Source organism: Nocardia sp. NPDC004604, from assembly GCF_040609795.1.
Taxonomy (GTDB): domain Bacteria; phylum Actinomycetota; class Actinomycetes; order Mycobacteriales; family Mycobacteriaceae; genus Nocardia.
This window is the reverse complement of the sequence record NZ_JBEXLC010000140.1, coordinates 1-23,416: the sequence shown is the minus strand read 5'-3', so window position 1 is coordinate 23,416 and position 23,416 is coordinate 1. Positions and strand designations below refer to the sequence as shown.

Here is a 23,416-nt window from a genome sequence, read left to right as displayed (position 1 = left end):
CCGTGATGCCGGTGGTCGACGCGGTCAATGCGTACGTGGCCGGCGCGGTGCGCCGGGAGATCACCGAGCGGCGCGCCGAGCGGGCCACCGGGATGAACGAGAAGCAATGGCAGGCCGCCTTCGGGCCCTATCTGGAGCGAACCTTCGCCACCGGCCGATTCCCCGCGCTGTCCACGGTCATACGCGACGGCGCCCACCTGGACGCCGACGAAACCTTCCGGACCGGCCTCGACTTCCTCCTCGACGGCATCCAAGCCCACATCGCGAACTGACACGCAGCCGAGGGACCAGATAGGCGCCGCCCGTGGCACCAACGCATGGTTGGCGCGCTGAACCGGCCGCTGCATCGGCCCCCGCTGTGAATTCCGCTAGGTCGCAACCGGTGCCCGTCCGGCGCGTTCGATGAGGTGTTGCACCAGTTCGAGTAGTACTTGTTTGCTGGAGGCGCGGTCGCGGGCGTCGCAGAGCAGTGTGGGGATGTGGGGGTCGAGGTCGAGAGCGTCGCGGACCTCGTCGACGGTGTAGACCGGTGCGCCGTCGAAGCAGTTGACCGCGACCAGGAACGGCAGCCCGCGGCGTTCGAAGAAGTCCACGGCGGCAAAGGAATTGCCGAGGCGGCGGGTGTCGGCGATGACGACCGCGCCGAGTGCTCCACGTGAGAGTTCGTCCCACAGGAACCAGAATCGGTCCTGGCCCGGTGTCCCGAACAGGTAGAGCACCAACTCGCTGTCGATGGTGATCCGACCGAAGTCCAGTGCGACCGTGGTGGTGGTCTTCTGTTCGACGCCGGATAGGTCGTCGATGCCGGTGCTGACCTCGGTGATCAGTTCCTCGGTGCGCAGCGGCGCGACCTCGCTGATCGATGCGACCATGGTCGTTTTGCCGACGCCGAAGCCACCGGCGATGAGAATCTTGACCGAGGCGGCCAGATGCGGTGTCGCACCGGGTCGGGTCGGGTCAAAGCTTTCGGATGCCATCCAGTACCGCTCGCAATACGTTGAGATCGCCGGGGCCCGCATCCGGCTGTACCGGTGCCCGGAAGATCAAGTGGCCCTCGCCGATCAGGTCGCCGACGAGGATCTTGGTTACCGCCAAGGGAAGTTTCACATGCGCCGCCACCTCGGCGACCGACTGCGGAACGCGGCACAACGCGACGATGTCCGCGTATTCGGGTTCGGTGCGGCGCAGGGTGGGCGCGCGATCGGCCATGACGACCACGGTGAGCATGTCCAGATCGTGACCTGCCCCCATGACCCGCCCGCGGGTCAGCGCATAGGGCCGGACCAGCGGACCGGCGTCCTCATCGAACCATTGCCCGCTGCTGCGTGTCATGGCAGTCGCGCTGGGGTCGATAGGTAGGTGCCGACGCGTTGCACGGTGACGTTCATTTCGTAGGCGACCATTCCGAGATTCGCGGTTTCGGCCGCCTGCAGGGCCAGGCAGGCATTGTCCCCGGCCGAGGTCACGAACAGTACGGCGCGATCGAGTTCGATCACCGCCTGGCGGACCCCGCCGCCGTCGAAACGGCTGCCCGCGCTGCGGGCCAGTCCGTAGAGGGTGGAGGACATGGCGGCGAAATGTTCGGCGTCCTCGCGGGTCATCGCGGTGGAACGGCCCAGCAGCAGGCCGTCGGTGGACAGCACCACCGCATAACGCACGCCCGCCAGCCGATCGACCAGATCGTCGAGCAGCCAATTGAGATCACCGGGGCTGGAAGAAGTCACCGTTGCCTTCCTGTTCATCCGAGGGATTGACGGCAGGCGCAGCGGATGCGCCGAAATGCTGAGTGGATGCTACCTCGGGCACCACAACATCGGGGATCGCAGAATCGGGGACCGCGCGGCGGCCCTGTCTGGTCCCGTTTTCGATGGCCGACATCAGATCTCGGGCCTGCTCGGCCGAGCGCTCCCGCTCCGGCTGCTGTTCGGTAGCCGGTTCCGCCGGGGCCTGCTGCGCCAATTGTGGTGCGAGACTGGCCTGTCGGTTGCGGCGCGGCAGCGCCGGCCTGGTGTCGGATGCCGATGGCTGCGGCGCCTCGAACGCGGGCCGCGGCGGATCCGCCGGAGTCTCGGGCGCTGCCGCGGGCGGAGCCAGTGGCAGCGCGGTGAGCACCGCGGAATCGGACTCGGCGCCGCCATAGGGCGAGGAGTCGACGAAGGGGACCGGATGCCGTCGTCTGCGCACCGAATCCGATGGTTCCGAACCCGACGTGAGCGCGGGGGTTGTTCCGTCGGCGAGCAGGGACTTCGGGATGAGCACGATGGCGCGGACGCCACCGTAGTCGGATTCGGTCAACCGGACCGAAACACTGTGGCGGGCGGCCAGCTGCGCGACGACGAACAGTCCGAGACGTGAATCCGCCGACAGTGCGGCGACACCGAAATCCGGTGGCTGGCGCAGCATTTCGTTGACCCTGGTGATCTCGGACTCGGGCATGCCCATGCCCTGATCGCTGATTTCGACGACCACACCCTTGCCGACCACATTGCCGGTCACCTCGACCCGCGACTGCGGCGGCGAGAACGAGGTCGCATTGTCCACCAGTTCGGCGAGCAGGTGGATGAGGTCGGCCACGACCGCGCCGAGTACCTGCGCCTCCGGGAGCCGGGCCACCCGAACCCGTGCGTAGTCCAGGGTTTCGCCGACCGCGCTGCGCACCAGATCGAGCAGCGGCACCGGATTGCGCCACTGACGTCCGGGCCGACCGCCGCCCAGGATGATCAGGTTCTCGGCATTGCGGCGTTCCCGGGTGGCCAGGTGGTCGAGCTGGAACAGCGTGTCCAGCAGGGTCGGATCCTCTTGGCGCTCTTCGGCTTTGTCCAGGATCTCCAACTGCCGGTGCACCACGATCTGGCTGCGGTGGGCGATATTGAGGAAGACCGCCTTCACGCCCTCGCGGGTGCGCGCCTCGTTCACCGCGCCCGCGACGGCCGCGGCGTGCGCATGCTGGAATGCCTTGGCTACCTGGCCGATTTCGTCGGAACCATAGTTCAGGTTCGCTGCCTCGGCATCGGGATCGATGAGTTCGCCCTCGCCCAGCCGCCGCATGAGCTCGGGCAGACGCTCATCGGCCAGGGCCAGGGTTTCGCCGCGAAGTCGCTTGAGCCTGCGGATGACTCGGTTGGCCAGCAGGATCGCGATGACAAATGCCAACAGGCTGACCGCCACGACACCGCCGCCCGCCCATGCGGAGGTCGCGGTGGCGTCGGCGGCCTTGTCCTCGGCGAGTCTCTGCGAGTACTTGTTCTGGGCGATCCAGACGTCGATCAGTCCGCGGTTCACCTCGGCGGCGGCATTGTGCCACTCCTGCGTGCTCAACGGCAGTGGCGGTGGCGTCGACTGCTTGGCGGTGCCACTGGACGTGCTCGATGAGCTGGTGCCGGTGGAAGTTGTGCTCGTCGCGGTCATATTGCGCTGGGCCACAGCGTTTTCCATGGCCGTCAACTGCTGCCAGGCCTGACCGGCCATCAGCGCGTGCAGGCTCTCCTGCTGCTTCGGGTCGAGCTCGCCCGCCAGATTGGCGACTTCGGTGTGGTAGAAGCCGGTCTCGTGCAGGAACTCCTCGATCGAAATGGAGGTCGGCCCGTTCGCATTGACGATCACGGCCGCGAGCGCGTTGCTGCGCGACATCGCCTCGGCCGCCAGGAAGATCCGCATACCGTCGGCGATTTGCACGCCGATCTCGGCATCCGGCGCGGTCTGCTCGGCGATCTCGGTGCCGAAAGAGATGACATCGAGCAGCCGGTTGTAGAAGTTGTACGCGTCGGGGATGGGCAGTGCGCCCGCATCGGTTGCGGTACGCACCTGGGTCATCGACGTCGAGAGCGTCACGAAGTTCGCGGCATTGTCGCCGATCTTGGAATCGTCGACCTCGCGCAGTCTGTCGCCAGCCGCGAGAAGGCCCTTCAGTGCGCTGTCCAGTCGGATCCGGGCTGCGCCGAGTGCGGGTGCCGCGGCCTCGTCGCCGGTGAGCGCGGCCAGCGTGAGCTGACGTTCACTTTGGACGGCCTCCAGCAATTCCCGGATCGAGGGAATCGCCTGCTGATTCTGTGACGCCCAGTCCTTGGCCTTATTTCCCTCGGCAACCAGGTATCCCGCCGATCCCACGCCGACCACGAGCAGAGTCAGGCTCGGGACGAGCGCGATCGCCAGAATCCGCGTTCGGACCCCGAGCCTCGCTCTGAACATCGACCCAACCTAAATCAGTTGTGACCATTTCGTTTCCCGCGTCCCGGTGAGCGGGACCCGATTTGACATTCCGAAACGGCGCCGGTCCGGATTCGACTCCCACCCGCGATCGGCTGGAACTGTTGCGCCGCATCGTGATCGAAGTGCTACCGAAGGCCCTCGGTGCCGGACTGCCCACCGCGTTCACAGGCCAGCGAAACGGCCGATGGCAACCAGGACGGCGATGATGAGGATCGTCGTGGTGATCGCGATATTGCGGGGTTCGCGCAGGCGCACGTGCGAGGTGATCGCGCCGATCATCACCACGGCGAAACCGACCGCGGCAAGCGGGGTGAGCACCCGCGCGATCCCGGTCCACCAGGGCACGATGATCCCGATCGCGCCGAGCAGTTCGCTGTAGGCGGTCAGCCGCACGACCGGCTTCGGAAATACCGCGACACCGGTCTGGCCCATTTCGACCAGTTTCTCCTTGGGCTGCGTGGATTTCGCGAGCCCGGATGCGGTGAACACGATGGCAAGGAAGATCTGTCCGATCCACAACGCGACATTCATGATTCCTCCCTGAGTTCGTTGGGGGCGGGGTGTCCATGAGACAAATCAGGTCCGCAGAAGGTGACAGTTCCGGCCGAATACGCGTCGATCTCCGTCAACCGCGGGGTAGTGGCTGCTGCGGGCGCCTCGCGCGGCGTATGTTGTGTGTATCGCGGGGTTACTGACAAGTAGGAGGCACCGATGTCCGCGCCGAATGCCGAAGTCTTCGACCGTCTCAGTGCGCTCGCCGCGATCAATGATCCCGCCGAGCGTGCGCGCAAGACAATCGCCGAGACCTTCACCGGCAAACCGCTGGGCACCGTACCGGTGGGCAGTGCCGAGGACGTGACGGTCGCATTCGACAAGGCCAGGGCGGCACAGGCCCGGTGGGCCGCGCGGTCGGCCAAGGACCGGGCCGAGGTGCTCGAGCGGTATCGGGAACTGGTCATCGAACAGCGGGAATTCCTGATGGACGTGATCCAGGCCGAAACCGGCAAGGCCCGCTGGGCCGCCCAGGAAGAGATCATGGGCCTGATCTTTGCGGCCCGCTACTTCGCCAGGGTCGCGCCCGATCTGCTCGATGCGCACCGCGTGCCCGGCGCATTCCCGGTACTCAATCGCGCGAGCGTGCGCCACCAGCCCAAGGGCGTCGTCGGTGTGATCGCGCCGTGGAACTATCCGATGCTGCTATCCATCGGCGATTCGATCCCGGCGCTGCTCGCGGGCAATGCGGTGGTCGTCAAGCCGGACAGCCAGACCCCGTTCTCCGCACTGGCCAGCGCGGAGCTGCTCTACCAGGCCGGGCTGCCCCGCGACCTGCTCGCGGTCGTACCCGGTCCGGGCACCGTGGTCGGCACCGCGATCGTCGACAGCTGCGACTACCTGATGTTCACCGGATCCTCGACGACCGGGCGCACACTGGCCGAACAGTGCGGGCGCAGGCTCATCGGCTTCTCCGCCGAACTCGGCGGCAAGAACCCGATGATCGTCACTCGCGGCGCGAAATTGGATCGGGCCGCCAAGGCCGCGGTGCGGGCCTGCTTCTCCAATGCCGGACAGCTGTGCATCTCGATCGAGCGGCTGTACGTGGAGAAGGCGGTCGCCGCGGAGTTCACCGAGAAGTTCGTCGCCGCCGTCAAGGCCGCGAAACTCGGTGCCGCCTATGACTATTCGGCCGATATCGGCAGTCTGATCTCCGAGGCGCAATTGGAGACCGTCGCCAAACACGTCGCCGACGCGACCTCCAAGGGCGCGAAGGTGATCGCTGGCGGTTCGGCGCGCCCGGATCTGGGGCCGCTGTTCTTCGAACCGACCGTCCTCGCCGATGTCACCGACGAGATGGAATGCGGTCGCAATGAAACCTTCGGCCCGCTGGTCTCGATCTACCCGGTCGAGAATGTCGAGCAGGCGATCGAGCTGGCCAACGACACCGAGTACGGACTGAACGCGAGCGTATGGGCGCAGAGCAAATCCGCGGGTGAGCGGATCGCTGAGCGGTTGCATGCGGGCACCGTCTGCGTCGACGAGGGATACGCACCGGCCTGGGGCACCACCGCCGCGCCGATGGGCGGTATGGGCATTTCCGGTGTCGGGCGCAGGCATGGCCCGGACGGTCTGCTGAAGTTCACCGAACCGCAGACGGTGGTCGTCACGCGATTCATGAATCTCGATGCGCCAGTGGTGATTTCGCAGGACAAGTGGCAGCGGCTGCTGATGACCCTTGCCCGCAGCTTCCGGTTCCTGCCCGGCCGCTGACCCGGCCCCGACCCCGCCGTCCCGGTCTGCAGCGGGACGGCGGGGCCTCGCGGTGTCGGTCCGGGGCTGCGGAACCCCCTGGCCGAACACCGGGTTGTCGCCCGCGGACGCACCTACGCAGGCGTGAATCAGGCCGAGGCGACTGCTCGCGACTCAGTCCATCCGATCGGCTCCCTTCCGCGGCGGTGGCCCGGCCGCCAGCACCGTAGCCTCCTCATCGGTCAGCAGCCGCGATCGGATGATGAAACGCATGCCCTCGGGCGCCTCGAGCGAGAATCCGCTGCCGCGTCCACTCACCACGTCGACAGTGAGATGAGTGTTTTTCCAGTGTTCGTACTGCTCGCCGCTGATCCAGAATTCGGTATGCCACGGCAGCCGACCCAGCAGCACATCCGCGCCACCGATGCGGAATTCGCGCACACCGAAGCACATCGGTGAGCTGCCGTCGCAGCAGCCGCCGGATTGGTGGAAAAGCACCGGACCGTGCTGTTCGATCAACCGGCGCAACACTTCTCGCGCCCGCTCGGTGATCGCGACGCGGGCTACTCTGCCATGCATCAAAAGAGTCCGAGTTTTGTCGGTGAATAACTGACCAGCAAATTTTTGGTCTGCTGGTAGTGGTCGAGCATCATTTTGTGGTTTTCCCGGCCGATGCCGGATTTCTTGTACCCGCCGAAGGCGGCATGTGCGGGGTACGCGTGGAAACAATTGGTCCATACTCGCCCTGCCTTGATTGCCCGGCCCATCCGATACGCCGTGGTGATATCCCTGGTCCATACGCCCGCACCGAGTCCGTAGAGGGTGTCGTTGGCGATCCGGACTGCCTCGTCCACGGTGTCGAACCGGGTCACCGCGACCACCGGGCCGAAGATCTCCTCCTGGAAGATCCGCATGGTGTTGGTGCCCTCGAAAATCGTCGGCTGCAGGTAGTAGCCACCCGGCAGTCCGTCCACCTTGCGTACTTCCCCTCCGGTGAGCACGCGGGCGCCTTCCTGCCTGCCGATATCGATGTAGGACAAGATCTTTTCGTATTGGTCGTTACTGGCTTGGGCTCCGATCATGGTGGTGTCGTCGAGCGGATTACCGCCCCTGATGGCCTTGGTCCGCTCGATGCAGCGGGCCAGGAATTCGTCATAGATCGACGAGTGGATCAGCGCGCGCGAGGGGCAGGTGCACACCTCGCCCTGGTTGAGCGCGAACATCACAAAACCCTCGACGGCCTTGTCCAGGAATTCGTCGTCGGCGGCGATGACATCGGGCAGGAAGATATTGGGGCTCTTACCGCCCAACTCCAGACTGACCGGAATGATGTTTTCGCTCGCGTACTGCATGACGAGCCTGCCGGTCGTGGTCTCACCGGTGAAGGCGACCTTGGCCACGCGCGGGCTGGCGGCCAGGGGCTTACCCGCTTCGACACCGAACCCGTTGACCACGTTGAGAACTCCGGGCGGTAGGAGATCCGCGATCAGTTCGATCACCAGCAGAATCGAGGCCGGAGTCTGCTCCGCGGGCTTGAGCACCACGCAGTTGCCCGCTGCCAGGGCCGGGGCCAGCTTCCACGCCGCCATCAGGATCGGGAAGTTCCAGGGAATGATCTGGCCGACCACGCCGAGTGGTTCATGGAAGTGGTAGGCGATCGTATCGGTATCGATTTCGGCGATGCTGCCCTCTTGGGCGCGGATGGCCCCAGCGAAATAGCGGAAATGGTCGACCGCCAAAGGTAGGTCGGCGGCGAGGGTCTCGCGGACAGGTTTGCCGTTGTCCCAGGTTTCGGCGATGGCCAGGGGTTCGAGGCTGTGCTCGATCCGGTCGGCGATCTTGTTGAGGATGTTCGCACGCGCGGCCGGGGAGGTGGCGGCCCACTCGTCGGTTGCGCGGTGCGCGGCTTCCAGGGCCATATCGATATCGGATGCGGTGGAGCGCGCGACCGAGCAGAAGATCTCACCGTCGACCGGTGACGGGTTGTCGAAGTACCTGCCCTCGACGGGAGCCGCCCAGTCACCTCCGATGAAGTTGTCATAGCGACTGGCGTAGTTGACGATGCCGGTGGCCGACCCCGGTTTGGCGTAGATCATCTGTGGGCGCTCCTCGCGAATCATCTCTGCGGGGGCCACTATCGCCCGACAAGGTTGGTGCGAGGTTGGCGCCGCGATGGCGACGGAAGACTCAGGCGCGCTGCGCAGTATGCAACCGGGCCACGACCACGGCGCGGCGCACATCGTCGTCGGGCAGCAGCCGCAACGCATGTTCGTGCACCTCGATATCGCCCGGGGAGCGCTCACCGAACGCCACCGCGTGGTCGGCGCTATCGCTGGCCAGCACGGCGGTGCGGACCCCGACATCCAGATGGTCGCGCCAGGTCAGGACACCAGGGGTATCCGAGGCGGGCAGCAGTGGTCCGCGGTACAGCCAGACCGCCGAGGTGGTATCCCCGGCCTGGATTGCGGCCAGCAGGTCGACCGCATCGCAGGAGACCGGGCCGGTCAGCATGTAGCGGCGGTTGCTGATCTCGCCGCCGGTGGTGCGGCGCAGATGCGACACATCGGCCTTGAGGGTGCTGGAGGAGACCGGACGGTCGCCATAAACCGCTGCCTGCAGCTGTTCGGGTGTGAACCCATCGGGTTCCAAGGCGAGCAGCGCCAGGATCTCCAGGTGGCGTGGTGGCAGCGGAACGGGCCTGCCATCGCGGAGCAACCGTGCGCCGCCGAGACATTCGAGCCGGACGCCGGGGGCGGGATCGGGTGCGGCGGCACGCAGCATCGTCTCGACCGCGGTCACCAGGGCGCGCACCGAGGTCATCGCCATCGGATGCGAGCGGTCCCAGGAACTGGACAGATCCAGCGCACCGACCTGTCGGCCGTCGGGCGCATGGATCGGTGCGGAGTAGCAGACCCAGCCGTGTAGCGCCGCGACCAGATGTTCGGCGGCGAAGACAGTGGTCGGGCGGTCGCCGTACAGGGCGAGCGACAATCCGTTGGTGCCCATATGGCTTTCGTCCCAGCAGCCGCCGGGCGCGAAGTTCACCGCCTCGGCCTGTCGGCGCAGCGCGCGATCGCCGCACGACCACAGGACGGTGCCCGCCGCATCGGTGACGACGGCGAGATATCCGGAGTCCTCGGCGATCCCGCGCAGATCACCGGCGAGTTCGGTGATCGGTTGGCGCAGTGGGGATTCGGCCCAGCGATCGCGGATATCGCCCAGGCTGGGCGCCTCGGTGCGATTCGGATCGACGGTCGTCAATGACCGCTGCCAGGATTCGACGACCTCAGTGCGTAGCGAGGTCGAGCCCGCGGGTATGCGGAGGGTGTTGCTGGGAGCCGTCGCCCAACGGGCCCATTCCTTTTCCAGTGCGGCCCGGCGTTGGGTGAGGGTGCGGAACTGTGCCACCTCGTTAACCCCATCGTTTTAGTGTGAGCTCACGTTCGCTATCACATGATGGCGTACGCATATAGGTTCAGTCGAGAGCTCGATGACAAACCGACCGTTCTGCATTGAAGATTTGAGTGAGCGGTACGGGCACGGTCTACGCTGCTGATATGGCGAGGGTTTCGCGACGAGCCAAAGTCTCCGACGTGCACGAACTGGCCACCGGCATGCCGTTCGTCAACCGAGTCGACGGGCCGCACGGTAATGCGGTTTACCAGGTCGGCGGCAAATCCTTTGTGTTCTTCCGCAACCCGCGCCCCGACGCATTCGACCCGGACACCGGTGAGCGTTATACCGATGTGATCGTGATCTGGGTGCCCTCGGAGTCGGACAAATCGGCCCTGGTGCAGGATCCGGATTCACCATTCTTCACCACCCCGCATTTCGACGGGCATCTGTCGGTGCTGGTGCGCGGCAGCCGCATCGGCGAACTCGGCAAGCAGGAGTTGGCCGAGATCATCCAGGATGCCTGGCTCAGCCGGGCCTCGCACAAACGTGCGGCGGACTGGCTCGCCGCGCATCACGTTCCGGACTGAGCTGCCGTGGCGAGTGCTGCACTCAACGCAGCAGTTCGATGACCTCGCCCATCGGCTCCATGCTGCTCTCGAGCACGGTGACGTAGCTGAATCCGAACCGCTCCCGGCGCTCTTCCAATTGCCGCGCCATTTCCTTCGGCGTCCCGATCAGCAATGCGGGCAACTCCTCGGGCCGGTCGGCGACATCGGCGGGCAGATGCGGACCGTACAGGTCCAGCGCGGCCGACCGTTCCTCCGGCGGAATTACGCGCTGTAGCAGGATATTCAGTTCGACAGTCTCGGCTCGTGCCCCGAGCAACTCGCGCAGGTATGCCATCCGCGCATCGGTGGCGTCGCGTCCGACGAACTGCAGTGGTCCACCGTTGTAGGCCGGGGCGGCACCAGGGAGCGCGATGACCTCGGCGTGGTCGGCCGCGACCCGCAGCAGCCGATCGCCCCAACCGGCAATGACGAACGGCGGGCCCGCGGGTTGCGCGGGACGCGGCTGATACTCCGGATCGGCGAACAACCGCCGCAAAGTCGCGGCGGTTGTCGCCAACTGCTCGACCCGCTTGCCTGCGCTCTCGAAAGTGATTCCGGCTGTTTCGAATTCCTCTCGAACATATCCGGCTCCGAGTCCCAACTCGACCCGTCCATCGGTGAGCTGATCGGCCGTGGCTGCCTCGCGCGCCAAGAGCGCGGCGTTGTAGAACGGCGTATTCAATACGAAGGTGGTCAGCCGAACCCGTTCGGTTGCCTCGGCCGCGAGAATCATGGCTGGAAACGGTGCGGGCAACCCTAGATGATCGGCCACACCGACGACGTCGTAGCCGAGTTCCTCGGCCCTGCGACACTTTCGTACCCACTCGGCCCGCGAAGCGGGAGCGAGCAGAGTGACACCGAATCGGAACTTGCCTCGCGCAGCCGTCACCCTTTCCTGTCTACCAGCGTGCGCGTCCAACTGTCGATCAGCAGGGCGCGAGGATCAGTCCCACCAAAACCATCCCGGCCGAAGTCGCCGCCACTACCGGACCCGGTCGCCGCGACCTAGCCGACCCGACGATCGGCCGCACCGAATTTCATCACTGCGACGCAACGGATTTCGTCCCTGATGTCCTTCTTCTCAACCAATGCTGCGCCAATCCGATAGTGCCGATGACGAGTGTTGCGATCAGCATGGCCCGCCCCTATGGTATGGCTGTCCAACGCGACGATGCACCGGCCGCCGCGGCACGACGCCGAACTCGATCAAACTCTCCGCGGTATCCAGCACCGTCTCCCGCAGCGGGCGCATCGAGCTACTTTCGTCTCATGTTCCGCCCGGAACTTTCACAACCCGATAAGCATCCGGATGCCGGCGATGCGGCCTTCGATATCCTCGCCGACACCATCGCCGATGCGGTCGCTGTTGGATTGCCACCCACCGATAGGGTCGACGCGCCCGCCGTCATGTGGTGGAGTCCGGCGCACGACATGGCCTCACTGTGGCTGGATGGTCAGCTGGAAAAGCGCAGCATCCAACTCGGAACCGCCGCATCGAAGCTGGTCGAGGACATCACGCACCTTCATCACACCCGTCGACCCCGGCGCGTGATACCCGGGCGGGCACACTCGGCACTAGAGTGAAGCCGAACGTTTGCTGTCCGATGCACCCATACTCTTCGAGAGGGATGTTCCGATGACACAGCCGCTCGATCCAACGGTCCAGGAATTCGTCGCCGCGCTCAATGACAACGATCAGGACCGCTTCTACGCCGTCCTCACCGACGATGCGACCATGTCCGATGACGGTGTGGAACGCAATCTCACCCTGTGGACCGACTCTGAAATCTTCGGCAGCAATGGGCGCATGAACGTCGAAACCGTGGGTGACGGTGGCACCGAACTGGTTGCCGACTATACGAATACCCGCTGGGGCTCGATGCGTACCGCTTGGCGCTTCACTGTGCGCGACGGCAAAATCAGCCGATTCGAGACCGGCCAAGCCTGACAGCGTGTCTGAATACCCTGGTGAGAGTTGCAGGCACCGCCCTTCTCGGGCGTCGTCGGTTCACGCCACTTCCGGGGTGTGAACGTCGGTTCCCGCGTCGTCCGGGCCGGTTTCACTGGCACCCGTAGGGTGCCGGTCAGCGCCTTCCCGTCGGCGAGCGTTGGTAACCCGGCCTCCTGCTTGGGGGTCCGGGGATCGTGATTGGTCTTGGTGGGTCGCCGCCCACACGGCGAGGTTGACCGCCGCGTTGTGGTCGCGGTCGGCGCGATATCCGCACCCGCAGGTGAACACCCGATCCGCCAGCGTGAGAGCGGGATTGACGGTCCGGCAAGCCGAGCATCGTTTACTCGACGAGAACCACCGGTCGGCGGTGACCACGGTGCCGCCGCGCCAGGATTGCTTGTAGCGCAACAGGCGCGCGAAGTCGGCCCATCCAGCGTCGCTGATCGCACGCGCCAGGCGCCGATTGCCGAGCATGCCCGCCACATGCAGGTCCTCGAGAACGAGCCGATCGTGGGTTTTGACCAGCCTGTTGGTGACCTGATGCAGAAAATGACGGCGCACATTCGCGATGTGATGGTGGTGCCGCGCCAGGCGAGCGGCAGCGTCTTTGCGGTTGCGGGATCCTTTCCGTGTGCGGGACAACGCTTTCGCCAGCCGCCGCTGCTGACGCAGTCCGGCGGCGAGGGGTTTGGGTGGATCGTTGATGCGGGCGACTTCTGCACCGTCGGCGGTCGCGGCGACCAGGAACGCCGACAACCCACGATCGATCCCCGCCCAGCCACCATCGTCACCAGACTCCCGCGGCCGGTGGTGGCAGGCGGGGTGCAGGTCGGCGGCCTCGGTGGCCACACTGATCTGCCAGCGACCTGCCCGGAACGTGATGGTGGTGTACAGGATTTTCGCCCGGCCCTTCGCGAGCATGCGCCGCAGGCGGCGGGTGTCCTCCCGCACCCGCAGCATCCCGATCCCCGGCAGGGTGATCGACCGTGGAATGTCATTGTCGCCGACCCGGACCGCCGCACGACCGGTCTTGGAAAGTCTGTTGCGCAGCCGAAACGACGGGGTAGTGGCGTGCTTTCTCTTGAAGCGCGGGAACCCGACCTCGGTGCCTTTGCGCTTTCCGATGCGGAAGTCGGAGAAGGCGGCCAAGGCACGCCCGCAGTCGACGGCGGCTTCTTCGAACACCTGCTGGCACACCTGAGTGCGCCAGGCCAGCCCGGTCGCCTCGACTTCGGCGACCCCGTCCGGGGCGACGGCGATCACCCGCCCGGCGGCTTCGGATTTCTTCCACCCGTTGAAGGCGTTGATCAGGCTGAATCCGGACCACGGCACCGAATGGCCGGGATCGGATTTCCGGTGGGTGAGTGCGGTCTTCACGAAGTCCAGCGACTTGTTGAACGCGAACCGGGCCGCACCGGCGTGGCGTGAGAGCACGGCTTGCTGCTCGACGGTGGGGTCGAGACAGTACCGGAAGGTGGTGTGGCGGCTCATCGCCGGCGAGTGTGACATGGGGCACCGACAACCACGATCTCCCCGCAATCGGGGTAGCCCCCAGTTCCCGGATTGGCTCTGGGTACCCTCGAGTTCGTGTTCGTCACACCCCATTACGGCACGGGCTCCCTCGCCGACCTCTTCCCCTCCCTCCTCGCCGGGTTCGGTGTGCCCGGCGAGGTCGACCGGCTCGGTGTCGAGTTCGTCGCCGACCGGATCTGTGTGCTGCTGGTCGACGGTCTCGGTGCGGAGGCACTCGCCACGAATTCCGATGCGGCGCCGTTCCTGTCGACATTGGCGCAACGCACGCTGACGGCGGGCTTCCCGAGCACGACCACCGTCAGTCTGAGCTCACTCGGCGTCGGTGTGCCACCCGGCGAACATGGGTTCACCGGATATCTCATGCACGTCCCCGGCTACGACCGGCTGGTGAACGCGTTGACCTGGCGGCTACACGGCGCGGGACCGAAGATCGACCTGCTGCACGAGCTGGTGCCGGAGCAATTCCAGCCCACCGCCACGGTTTTCGAGCGGGCCGCCGCCAGCGGAATCGCCGTGACACAGGTCGCGCCGCGGCTCCAAGCAGGGTCCGGGCTGACAAGGGCCGTGCTTCGCGGCTGCGAATTCCGCCCCTATGTTTCCGTCGGCGATTTCGTCGACGGCGTCGCCACCGCATTGCGCGCGGGCCCACGCTCGTTGGTCTACGCCTATCACGGCAATCTCGATACGACCGGTCACGTGCGCGGGCCTTCCTCCGACGCTTGGCTTTTAGAGCTAGCGCACGTCGATCAGCTGGCCGCGACCATCGCCGAACATCTACCACCCGATGCCGCGCTCATCGTGACCGCAGACCACGGCATGGTGGAGCTCGCCGACCGCGTCGACTACGACACGACCGAGGTATTGCGCGAGGGCGTACGCCTACTCGGCGGCGAGCCGCGCGCCCGCCACGTCTTCACCGTCGACGGCGCGACCGACGATGTGGCGGCGATCTGGCAGGAATACCTGGGCGCTGACTTCGATGTCATCCCCCGCGCCGAAGCGATCGATCGCGGCTGGTTCGGCCCCACCGTGGCACCGCATATCGCCGAGCGCATCGGCGATCTCGTGGTCGCGGCCCGTGGTCTTCGCGGTGTCGTGCGTACCGGCGTCGAACCGCTGGAATCCATGCTGATCGGCCATCATGGGTCGCTCACGTCGGCGGAGATGATGGTGCCGCTGCGCACGTTCCGACCGTAACCGTGCCTTGCCATAGGCTGTACGCGTCGTCGCGGGCATGGCCGCCCGCTGAGCCGCCAGGAGGATCTCTATGAACGCCACGCTCTTACGCACCGGACTCGGGGTCGCGGCGGTCGCGGCACTGCTGGCCGGTTGCACCGATATCGAGCGGGCGCTCAACCAGGGTGGCGATACCACCTGCCGCGACTACGTCAAACAGGATCAGGACACCAAGCGCACGACGATCACGAAATTCATCAAGCAGCAGACGAATAACGATCACGAGCCCGCGGGCACGGCGGTCGATGCCACGATGATTCAGGTGGATCTGCTGTGCGGTGCGCAGGTCAATCAGGACACCCCGATCAAAAGGGCCGATATCGCAGGGATTTTCCTGAACAAGTAGTCCGAAGCGCGGCCGGCGGACGCCGACCGGTACGGAACGGATGGTCCGCCGGATACGCAAAACGGCCCCCGCTGAATCTCTCGGATTCTCGGGGGCCGCTCTAGTGCCGCAACCTATGCTCGGTCGAACTCGCCGTTGTTCACGCCAGCGGTGAAGGCGTCCCACTCGCCGGGCGTGAAGACCAGCGCGGGGCCGGTCGGGTTCTTGGAGTCTCGGATTCCGACATGCCCTTCTCCCAGGAAGGCAACCTCTACGCAGTCGGCTCCCCCCTGACTGCGGCTCGACTTAAACCACCGAGCGCCGGTCAGGTCAACGTTCATTATCGTGTCTCCTTGCTGCTATCTCTCTCAACATGTCGCGGCTCGGGCGAGGGTCCATGCTCGCCTGGTGAAGCTTCCGGAACGCCTTGCGAAACGTCAGCACATCCGCCCTCCTCTCAAGATAGGCGCTGCCCGCGTAACCCTCGCAGTAGACCTGAGGTGGCTCAACGACCTGTTTACCGCGTGCATCACGACCGAAGTCCATGATGGTGAACGGTGGCGACGCTGCCCCGAGCGGGATACCGGCACGGAATGGCATCACGCGGATCTCGATGTTGTCGCGTGTGCTGATGTCCGCGATATGGCGCGCTTGCGCGGACATAAGCGCTTGATTGCCAACCACTGTCCGCAGCACGTTCTCATGCAAGATGGCTGACACTGCGGTGGGTTCCCGCGAGCGGGTCAGAATGTGCTGCCGCTGCACTCGCACTTGCACGCGGCGTTCGATCTCATCGTCGGTATCGTCCGGAAAGTAGAGCCTGTCTACGGCTCGCGCATAGTCTGCGGTTTGAAACAAGCCGGGCACGATGAGCGGCTGGAAGATCGTCAAACCCTTTGCACCGGACTCTAATCCGACATACAGGTTGGCCCACGCGGGGATCAGATCGGTATACGCATGCCACCATGACTTGACGGGAGCCTGTTCGGCAAGCCCTCGTGCAATCGCTGTACGCTCCTCGGGCAGTCCGTATACCTCGCAGAGCGACAAAACGTCACTGATCCTTACCTTTTCGGTCTCACCTCGTTCGAGGCGACTCAGCGTCGGTCTGCTCCACTGCACGAGCGCCGCCGCCTCGTCCAGGCTCATTCCCGTTGCTGTGCGCGCATCTCGCAGCAATCGACCAAGCTGCCTGCGCGGCAACGTGGTTCCTGTGTCCTCGAGTTCGTCTCCCGCCATCTGCCCCACCCTCTCACTCGGCCGAACTGTTCCTCTCTTTTCGAGAGGCACCCTATGCGTCTCACGAGAAGGATTCAGGGGATTCGCGGAGATTCCGCCAGCTCGTGAGTGTGCCCCGCCCAGCGTCGGCCCTTGACACACGCTTGCGTCATGTTCTCGCCCATGCCGAAACGAGAGCTTCCACAACGAGACCCGTTCACCGGGCCACCGGCTGCTTACAGCGGCGCACCGCCCGATCTGGTCGAGCAGGTCGCGCGCGCTGTCCGTGAGTGGGCAGGCCCGTCAATAGCTCCGTCTGTGCGTCGCCTGCTCGCGGACTTCCACAAAGACACCCAGCAGAAACTGGACTGCGCTCCCATTGATAGCCGTCCGATTCTTCAGCGGGCGGACGGCTCGGTGGTGGCGGTCGACGAGGACGGATGGATTTCCGATTCGGACGCCGATCTCGACAGGGCTGACGCAATCACCGTCCAGCCCATCGACGTTCACGACATTGAGGAATCGTGAGCCCGAAACCCCAAGACCACAAGGGGGTTTCGCCCCGCCCCAACGAACCGGATGTACACCTCAGCGTGTTCCTGCACGGCGTGCGTTTCGACTATGTCGCCTGCCTTACCGCCGCGCTGATATTCACGCGCGAGCACCGGATGCAGCATTACGCCGACGCAGTCACCATCGACCTCGGCGACACCGGCCGCTATCCGCGCCTTCCATGCGAACGCCTGTTCCTTGGTCCATGAAATGCGGCGATCCGCCGATGCCGCCGACTGGCCCGCAGTGTTTCCCGCATTGCCCGTGATGTCCGTTTCGAGTAACCGCTGGGTCTGCGTCGCGCTACGGAACTCCCGCTACATGGATCGCGCCCTGGACGCGTTGCGCGCGCCCAGGATTAGCCGGTCCGACACGCCTTTCATCTGCCCGACTTCGGCGGCGGCCATCGGCCGTCGCGCGATCCGGACGCCCCGAACGCCTGAATCTCGTTGATGCTCAACGCTTATCGCCGATCATGGGATCCGGGCGGTCGGGCAGGGTGATCCCGATCGCGTCGCGGCGTGGTCTACGTCTCTTCGTCCAGGAGGGCGCGCAGCGCCAAGTCGCCCACCTGCCGCAGTTCGTCGTGGCTGCGGCCGGCCGCAGCCTGGACGGCGATGCCGTCCGAGATCGTGTGGACTAGCGCGGCCAGGGCGGCTGGTTCGTGGCGGGTGGGCAGGTCGGTGGCTTGCTCCAGCCGCCTGCGCAGCGCCGCCTCGCCGGCTTTGCGAACCGTGACGGCGTCCCGGCGTACAGCGTGCGCGTCGGGTCCGCAGGCCTGAACGGTCTTGACGCACAGGCAGCCGTGGGGAGTGTTCTCGCCTGCGGTCAGGTCGACGGCCCCGTGGATCAGCCGCTCGACAACCTCGCGGCCGGTGGACGCGTCCAGCGCGTTGGCGGCGTAGGCGCCGGGGCCGTCGAGGTAGCGGGCGAGGACCTTGCCGAACAGTTCCTCCTTGTTGCCGAAGGCGGCATAAAGGCTGGGCTTGTTGATGCCTATCGCGGCGGTCAGGTCGGTCAGCGAGGCGCCCTCGTAGCCATGCCGCCAGAACACCTCCAGCGCGCGGTCGAGTGCGGTGTCTGCGTCGAACGAACGTGGTCGTCCACCGGGCATGCCGTCCTCCGTGCTCTCTCCCATGTTTTTTACCTATCGGTACATTACCGCTTGCGCGAGAGTGTCGCGCCCTTTAGTTTCATACCGAAAGGTACATAACTAGGGAGCGATACATATGATCCGAGTCGGAGTTGTCGGGGCCAGCGGTTGGGCGGATGGCTCGCACCTGCCCGCGCTCGCAGCGCTCGAGGAGTTCGACGTGACCGCGGTCGCGACCACCAACCAGGCCAGCGCGGACCAGGCGGCCGCCGCCCACGGCGCACGGCACGCCTTCGCCGACGCAAGCGAACTCGCCGCGCACCCTGACGTCGACCTGGTCGTCGTCTCGGTGAAGGCCTCCGGGCATGCCGCCGTGATCAGGGCGGCGCTCGAGGCGGGCAAGCACGTCGTGTCCGAGTGGCCGCTGGGGGTCGACGCCGACGAAGCGGGGGAGCTGACCGAGGCCGCCACCGCCGCAGGCGTCGTCCACGCGGTCGTCCTCCAGGGCCACCACTCCCCGAGCGCCCGCTTCGCCGCGGACCTCCTAGCCGAAGGCCGGATCGGCAGGCTCGAATCGGTCGCGCTGGTGGCGGAGGGCGCCCCCTGGGGCGGCAGTCGAATATGGCCGAATCTGGTGTTCGGCCTCGACCCCACAGAGGGAACCAACATCCTGACCATCATGGCCGGCCACTTCCTTGCCGCACTCGAACGGGTCGCGGGCCCACTGACCGAAGTCTCCGCACGGCTGCCCCGCATGCACGACCGCGTGCTGGTCGCCGGGACGGAGCGGACCGTGCCCAACGCCACGCCCAGCCACGTGCTGCTGCACGGATTGCTTGCGAGCGGCGCCACCGCCTCTGTCGCCGTGCACGGCGGCAACGGACCCGCCCGGAACGGGTTCCTCCTCGAACTCGTCGGCAGCGACGGAACGTTGACCGCCACCCCGGCCCAGCCCGCGACATTCATCCACTGGGGCGACTGGGACATTCGGATCGGCGACGAGGTGCTGGCCGTGCCTGACACTTATCGCACCGCCCCCGCCAGCGTCCAGTCCGGCCCGCCGGCCAATATCGCGGCCCTCTACCAGGAGGTCGCCCAGGCCATCGCCGAAGCCCGGCAACCGCATCCCAGCTTCGAGACCGCCCTGCGCCACCATCGGCTCCTCGCCGCCATCGAACGGTCCGCGGCCGATGGAATCGTCCGGGACATCTCGTAGTCGGCATGTATGGCGGAATCGACCGATTCCGCCCCCGCGCCGAACCGCCGATCTGATCCCCAGACGACGATTTCAGAGGTCTGCTGCAGCACGTCGTCAACGTGCTGTCTACGTCCGGCTCGGCGACTCGACCCGCGCGGATGGGCGCCGAACTTGTGCCTGGGCGATCAGTCTGACGAAGGCGTATGCGAATGCCTTTCCGCGGCAGGGGAGTCCGGCGGTGGTCCTCGAATGGCTCGGTTGGCACCAAGGTGTTCTGATCGTCGAAGGCATGGCACACCGAACCGAAGGGCGCGGTGTTCGCCGGACTGGGCCGCGGGCTCGGCGGCCGGTGTGGATCAACTCATCCGGATATCGGAGCCGGCCCATCCTTGCGGGCGGCCCGGCGTGACCGCGGATGGCGAATTCGAAGGGCGCCAATGGAATCGGTCAAGCCACTGGACTTCACCGGCAGCAGCCAAAAAAGTGATGGTCAAGGCTCAGTTGCCCGCTATGTGCATATTGCATAAATGTGATTTACATCACATTTTCCCGGGCATTTTGTCGGTAGATCATGGCATGGTGGTCGGCATGCCTTATGACGATTCCGTCGCCGCGACCGATGTCATCCGCCTGCTCGGTGCCAGCGAGCACAATCTGCGCAATGTGTCGTTGGAGATCCCGAAGAACAAGATCACCGTATTCACCGGTGTCTCCGGCTCGGGGAAATCGTCGATCGTGTTCGACACCATTGCCGTGGAGTCCCAACGTCAGCTCTATGCGACGTTTCCCGCGTTCATTCTCAATTTCCTGCCACGCTACGAGCGTCCGCACGCCGAGACGATGGAGAATCTGACGGCCCCGGTCATTATCGACCAGCAGCCCGTCGGCGGCGGACCGCGCTCGACCATGGGCACGATGACCGATATCTACTCGATGGTGCGCGCCATGTTCGCCCGATTCGGTTCGCCCTCGGCCGGATTCGTCTACAACTACTCGTTCAATGTGCCGCAGGGCATGTGCCCGGACTGCGACGGACTCGGGGTCACGGTGCGGGCCGATCCGGATCGACTGCTCGACCGGACCAAGTCACTCAACGAGGGGGCGATCCTGCTGCCCGGCTATGCCGTCGGCAGCGGAGAGTGGCAGATGTACGGCAAGTCAGGCCGATTCGACCCGGACAAGAAGCTGGCCGATTACACCGAGGAAGAGTTCACCGAGCTGCTCTACGGCACCGGCGGCAAGGTGGAACTGACCTTCAGCAAGGGCACCTGGAAGGCGAATTACGAAGGGCTGGCGGCCAAATTCACCCGCACCCGATTGCAACGCGATACCTCGACGCTCAGCGAGAAGACGCGCGAACAGATGCAGAAGTTCCTCACCGAGGGCGTCTGCCCGTCCTGCGACGGCGCCCGGCTCAACCCCGCGGCGCTGGCCACAAAGATCGACGGCCGCAATATTGCCGACTGGTCGGGTCTGCAGATCACCGATCTGGTGGCGGTGCTCGACGAGATCATCGATCCGGCCGCACTCGGGCTGGCCGCCGCCATCCAGACCGCGCTGCGGCGAGTAACCGATATCGGGCTCGGATATCTCAGCCTGGATCGCCCGACCGCCACACTGTCCGGCGGTGAGGGGCAGCGGCTCAAGATGATCAAACACTTGTCCAGCACATTGATCGGGATGACCTACATCTTCGACGAGCCGAGCGTCGGACTGCATCCGCGCGATGTCGGGCGGTTGAACAACCTGCTGAAGGCGTTGCGGGACAAGGGGAATACGGTGCTCGTGGTCGAACACGATCCCGATGTCATTCAGATCGCCGACCATATTGTCGATGTCGGGCCGCGGGCCGGATTGCACGGCGGACAGGTGGTGTTCGAAGGTAGCTTCGCGGACCTGCGTACCGCGGATACGCCGACCGGTGCCGGATTGCGCAGGCCGTTCACCGTCAAGCAGACATTCCGAAAGTCCAACGGCGAGTTGCTGATCGAGCACGCGAACGTACACAACCTCAAGGATGTGACGGTCGCGATCCCGACCGGCATCCTGACCTCGATCACCGGGGTCGCCGGATCCGGAAAGAGCAGCCTCATCCGGGATGTGTTCGTACGCGAGCATCCCGACGCGATCTTCGTCGACCAGTCGGCGATCGCCGCCTCGTCCCGCTCGACTCCGGCAACCTATCTGGGGCTGATGGATCCGATCAGGAAGCTCTTCGCGAAGGCGACCGGTGAGTCGCCCGGCCTGTTCAGTTTCAACTCGACCGGTGCCTGTAAGCAGTGCGAGGGCCGCGGCGTGATCATTACCGAGATCGCCTATATGGACCCGGTGACCACCCACTGCGATGCGTGCGACGGGCGTCGGTTCTCCGACGAGGTGCTGGCATTGACGCTGCGCGGCAGGTCGATTGCCGATGTGCTGGAACTGTCGGCGGAAGAGGCACTGAACTTCTTCACCGAAAAGGCACTCGTCACGAAATTGCGCACGATGAACGAGGTCGGCCTCGACTATCTGAGCCTCGGTCAGGCAATGAGCACCCTTTCCGGCGGTGAGCGCCAACGCATCAAACTGGCCACCCAACTCCAGAACACCGGCACCACCTACGTTCTCGACGAACCGACCACCGGCCTGCACATGTCGGATGTGGATACGCTGCTCGCCCTGATGGACGGCTTGGTCGACCGCGGCAACACGGTAGTGGTCATCGAACACAACCTCGACGTGGTAGCCCATTCCGACTGGGTCATCGACCTCGGCCCCGACGGCGGAAAGGACGGCGGCGAAATCGTCTTCACCGGCACCCCCGCCGAGCTGCTGACCCACCCGACATCACTGACAGGTGAATACCTGCGAAAGTACAAGGGCGCCTGAGCAAGCGCGGCCGAAGGCGGCAGGGGAGCCGATGCCGATGAACAGGGTCTGAGGGCCGCGCCCGTCAGGCCCTGCCCATCGATAGGCGGACTCGGCCAGGCCGACCTTGTGCACATGCACGACCTTGCGCGAGGACTTGGACTCGGCTGGGCCCGCCTGCCGATCTGTGCGCGCGGGCACTCGCCCGGCTATTTCCCGATGCGCCGGACTTCACCGAGCCGTGGACCACCCTGCTGTGGGCCACCGGACGTGCCGAACTCCCCGGCCATCCACAGCTCACAACATGGCGGTGGGACGGGACATCTCGTCGCACTTGACCGCGCACCCTGCCAACGGGTTGACGCAGGACAACGCGATGCCCCGTCCGGAAACCTACTATCGGGTTTCAGCGCCCGCCGCGGATGGCGGTTCGCAGCCCGATGCTCGGCGAGGCGATTGTTCAGCGCGCGATACGAACCGACTGCGGGCCGGTTGATGCAATGACGGTCTGGCCTTGGCTGAGTGTGACCGTGACCGTGCCACCAGATTCGTTGGGCAGTGTGCGACCAGGCGCGACGAGATTGCCCGACCAGGTGTGCGCTGTGCTATCGCAGTCGACCATGACCGGTCCGTCGAGTTGCACGGCGATCGGGCCGCCTAGATCACCTTGCATCATTTGTTCCAGCGAGCCGTCCACAACATCGACTCCGGCGGTTCCACCACCATCACAAGTAGCCGATCCGTTGATAGTCAACGCGCTGACGTTGTAGCCGAGTTCAGGCTCGACAGTGATCGATGTGGCTGGCTGGGCGGTTGCGGTTGCAGCGAGGATTCCTGCGCAGCAGCCGACTACTCCAGTGACAAACGCTAGATCCGAGCGAAGCGAACTGTTGAACATGGTTGTTCTCCCGTCGATGCTCGTTCGAAGGATGCCAACCCGCCTATCATCCCAGCCTCCGTCAGCTTCCACTTCAGTTTGATTTGATAGGAGCGAGTGCCCGCT

25 protein-coding genes are annotated in these 23,416 nt (G+C 65.3%); 11 read left to right on the top strand and 14 right to left on the bottom strand.

Annotated features, from left to right (window positions below; translation table 11 throughout):
- Positions 1–272: TetR/AcrR family transcriptional regulator C-terminal domain-containing protein (locus ABZW16_RS34850; protein WP_354960374.1), on the top strand; the 272-nt coding region annotated here is incomplete at its 5' end.
- 96 nt (positions 273–368) lie between these two features.
- On the opposite strand, the gene ABZW16_RS34845 is transcribed toward ABZW16_RS34850, so the two are convergent.
- From ABZW16_RS34845 to ABZW16_RS34825, 5 genes are all read right to left on the bottom strand, one after another.
- Positions 369–977 (bottom strand): ATP/GTP-binding protein, encoded by a 609-nt coding sequence (locus ABZW16_RS34845; protein WP_354960373.1) that lies wholly within the window; start codon positions 975–977, stop codon positions 369–371.
- On the bottom strand, positions 958–1,332 hold the full coding sequence (locus ABZW16_RS34840) for a DUF742 domain-containing protein (RefSeq protein WP_354960372.1): 375 nt from the start codon (positions 1,330–1,332) through the stop codon (positions 958–960). Before ABZW16_RS34840 ends, ABZW16_RS34845 begins: the two co-directional genes overlap by 20 nt.
- Positions 1,329–1,724 (bottom strand): roadblock/LC7 domain-containing protein, encoded by a 396-nt coding sequence (locus tag ABZW16_RS34835; protein ID WP_354960371.1) that lies wholly within the window; start codon positions 1,722–1,724, stop codon positions 1,329–1,331. Before ABZW16_RS34835 ends, ABZW16_RS34840 begins: the two co-directional genes overlap by 4 nt.
- A complete protein-coding gene (locus ABZW16_RS34830; RefSeq protein ID WP_354960370.1) occupies positions 1,702–4,188 on the bottom strand; it encodes a nitrate- and nitrite sensing domain-containing protein in 2,487 nt (828 codons plus the stop codon). Before ABZW16_RS34830 ends, ABZW16_RS34835 begins: the two co-directional genes overlap by 23 nt.
- A 183-nt stretch (positions 4,189–4,371) precedes the next feature.
- A complete protein-coding gene (locus ABZW16_RS34825; RefSeq protein WP_354960369.1) occupies positions 4,372–4,740 on the bottom strand; it encodes a DoxX family protein in 369 nt (122 codons plus the stop codon).
- 180 nt (positions 4,741–4,920) lie between these two features.
- Between ABZW16_RS34825 and ABZW16_RS34820 the strand changes: the two genes are divergently transcribed.
- On the top strand, positions 4,921–6,474 hold the full coding sequence (locus ABZW16_RS34820; RefSeq protein ID WP_354960368.1) for a succinic semialdehyde dehydrogenase: 1,554 nt from the start codon (positions 4,921–4,923) through the stop codon (positions 6,472–6,474).
- A gap of 153 nt (positions 6,475–6,627) precedes the next feature.
- Here ABZW16_RS34820 and ABZW16_RS34815 read toward each other — a convergent pair whose 3' ends face one another.
- From ABZW16_RS34815 to ABZW16_RS34805, 3 genes are all read right to left on the bottom strand, one after another.
- Positions 6,628–7,032 (bottom strand): DUF779 domain-containing protein, encoded by a 405-nt coding sequence (locus ABZW16_RS34815; RefSeq protein WP_354960367.1) that lies wholly within the window; start codon positions 7,030–7,032, stop codon positions 6,628–6,630.
- Entirely contained in the window at positions 7,032–8,549 is a 1,518-nt protein-coding gene (locus tag ABZW16_RS34810) for an aldehyde dehydrogenase family protein (protein WP_354960366.1), read from the bottom strand. Before ABZW16_RS34810 ends, ABZW16_RS34815 begins: the two co-directional genes overlap by 1 nt.
- A gap of 91 nt (positions 8,550–8,640) precedes the next feature.
- A complete protein-coding gene (locus ABZW16_RS34805) occupies positions 8,641–9,861 on the bottom strand; it encodes a transcriptional regulator (RefSeq protein ID WP_354960365.1) in 1,221 nt (406 codons plus the stop codon).
- Between the two features lie 149 nt (positions 9,862–10,010).
- Between ABZW16_RS34805 and ABZW16_RS34800 the strand changes: the two genes are divergently transcribed.
- Positions 10,011–10,436, top strand: a complete 426-nt coding sequence (locus ABZW16_RS34800) for an MmcQ/YjbR family DNA-binding protein (RefSeq protein WP_354960364.1) — start codon at positions 10,011–10,013, stop codon at positions 10,434–10,436.
- A 22-nt stretch (positions 10,437–10,458) separates the two neighbouring features.
- Here ABZW16_RS34800 and ABZW16_RS34795 read toward each other — a convergent pair whose 3' ends face one another.
- Complete coding sequence (locus tag ABZW16_RS34795) at positions 10,459–11,346, bottom strand: TIGR03621 family F420-dependent LLM class oxidoreductase (protein ID WP_354960363.1); 888 nt, start codon at positions 11,344–11,346, stop codon at positions 10,459–10,461.
- 380 nt (positions 11,347–11,726) lie between these two features.
- Between ABZW16_RS34795 and ABZW16_RS34790 the strand changes: the two genes are divergently transcribed.
- Positions 11,727–12,041, top strand: a complete 315-nt coding sequence (locus ABZW16_RS34790) for a TetR-like C-terminal domain-containing protein (protein WP_354960362.1) — start codon at positions 11,727–11,729, stop codon at positions 12,039–12,041.
- A 52-nt stretch (positions 12,042–12,093) separates the two neighbouring features.
- Complete coding sequence (locus ABZW16_RS34785) at positions 12,094–12,405, top strand: nuclear transport factor 2 family protein (protein ID WP_354960361.1); 312 nt, start codon at positions 12,094–12,096, stop codon at positions 12,403–12,405.
- Positions 12,406–12,465: 60 nt separating this feature from the next.
- Here ABZW16_RS34785 and ABZW16_RS34780 read toward each other — a convergent pair whose 3' ends face one another.
- Positions 12,466–13,899 (bottom strand): RNA-guided endonuclease TnpB family protein, encoded by a 1,434-nt coding sequence (locus ABZW16_RS34780; protein WP_354960360.1) that lies wholly within the window; start codon positions 13,897–13,899, stop codon positions 12,466–12,468.
- 96 nt (positions 13,900–13,995) lie between these two features.
- Here ABZW16_RS34780 and ABZW16_RS34775 point away from each other — a divergent pair, with 96 nt between their 5' ends.
- Both ABZW16_RS34775 and ABZW16_RS34770 read left to right on the top strand, forming a co-directional pair.
- The gene (locus ABZW16_RS34775) at positions 13,996–15,138 is read left to right on the top strand and encodes an alkaline phosphatase family protein (protein WP_354960359.1); all 1,143 of its coding nucleotides are present in this window, start codon (positions 13,996–13,998) and stop codon (positions 15,136–15,138) included.
- A gap of 70 nt (positions 15,139–15,208) precedes the next feature.
- Positions 15,209–15,523: a hypothetical protein gene (locus tag ABZW16_RS34770; protein ID WP_354960358.1), complete on the top strand. Its 315-nt coding sequence runs from the start codon at positions 15,209–15,211 to the stop codon at positions 15,521–15,523.
- A gap of 113 nt (positions 15,524–15,636) precedes the next feature.
- Here ABZW16_RS34770 and ABZW16_RS34765 read toward each other — a convergent pair whose 3' ends face one another.
- Both ABZW16_RS34765 and ABZW16_RS34760 read right to left on the bottom strand, forming a co-directional pair.
- Positions 15,637–15,843: a DUF397 domain-containing protein gene (locus ABZW16_RS34765; protein ID WP_354960357.1), complete on the bottom strand. Its 207-nt coding sequence runs from the start codon at positions 15,841–15,843 to the stop codon at positions 15,637–15,639.
- Positions 15,833–16,741: a helix-turn-helix transcriptional regulator gene (locus ABZW16_RS34760; protein ID WP_354960356.1), complete on the bottom strand. Its 909-nt coding sequence runs from the start codon at positions 16,739–16,741 to the stop codon at positions 15,833–15,835. The genes ABZW16_RS34765 and ABZW16_RS34760 overlap by 11 nt, the downstream gene beginning before the upstream one ends.
- 150 nt (positions 16,742–16,891) lie before the next feature.
- Here ABZW16_RS34760 and ABZW16_RS34755 point away from each other — a divergent pair, with 150 nt between their 5' ends.
- Together ABZW16_RS34755 and ABZW16_RS34750 are read left to right on the top strand one after the other, a co-directional pair.
- Entirely contained in the window at positions 16,892–17,248 is a 357-nt protein-coding gene (locus ABZW16_RS34755; RefSeq protein WP_354960355.1) for a hypothetical protein, read from the top strand.
- Positions 17,245–17,481, top strand: coding sequence for a hypothetical protein (locus ABZW16_RS34750; RefSeq protein ID WP_354960354.1), 237 nt, complete (start codon positions 17,245–17,247; stop codon positions 17,479–17,481). Before ABZW16_RS34755 ends, ABZW16_RS34750 begins: the two co-directional genes overlap by 4 nt.
- Before the next feature lie 317 nt (positions 17,482–17,798).
- Here ABZW16_RS34750 and ABZW16_RS34745 read toward each other — a convergent pair whose 3' ends face one another.
- Positions 17,799–18,410 (bottom strand): TetR/AcrR family transcriptional regulator, encoded by a 612-nt coding sequence (locus ABZW16_RS34745; RefSeq protein WP_354960353.1) that lies wholly within the window; start codon positions 18,408–18,410, stop codon positions 17,799–17,801.
- A gap of 91 nt (positions 18,411–18,501) precedes the next feature.
- Here ABZW16_RS34745 and ABZW16_RS34740 point away from each other — a divergent pair, with 91 nt between their 5' ends.
- Positions 18,502–19,581 (top strand): Gfo/Idh/MocA family oxidoreductase, encoded by a 1,080-nt coding sequence (locus ABZW16_RS34740; protein ID WP_354960352.1) that lies wholly within the window; start codon positions 18,502–18,504, stop codon positions 19,579–19,581.
- A 570-nt stretch (positions 19,582–20,151) separates the two neighbouring features.
- The gene (locus ABZW16_RS34735; protein ID WP_354960351.1) at positions 20,152–22,434 is read left to right on the top strand and encodes an excinuclease ABC subunit UvrA; all 2,283 of its coding nucleotides are present in this window, start codon (positions 20,152–20,154) and stop codon (positions 22,432–22,434) included.
- Between the two features lie 439 nt (positions 22,435–22,873).
- On the opposite strand, the gene ABZW16_RS34730 is transcribed toward ABZW16_RS34735, so the two are convergent.
- On the bottom strand, positions 22,874–23,416 hold a 543-nt coding region (locus ABZW16_RS34730), incomplete at its 5' end, for a hypothetical protein (RefSeq protein ID WP_354960350.1).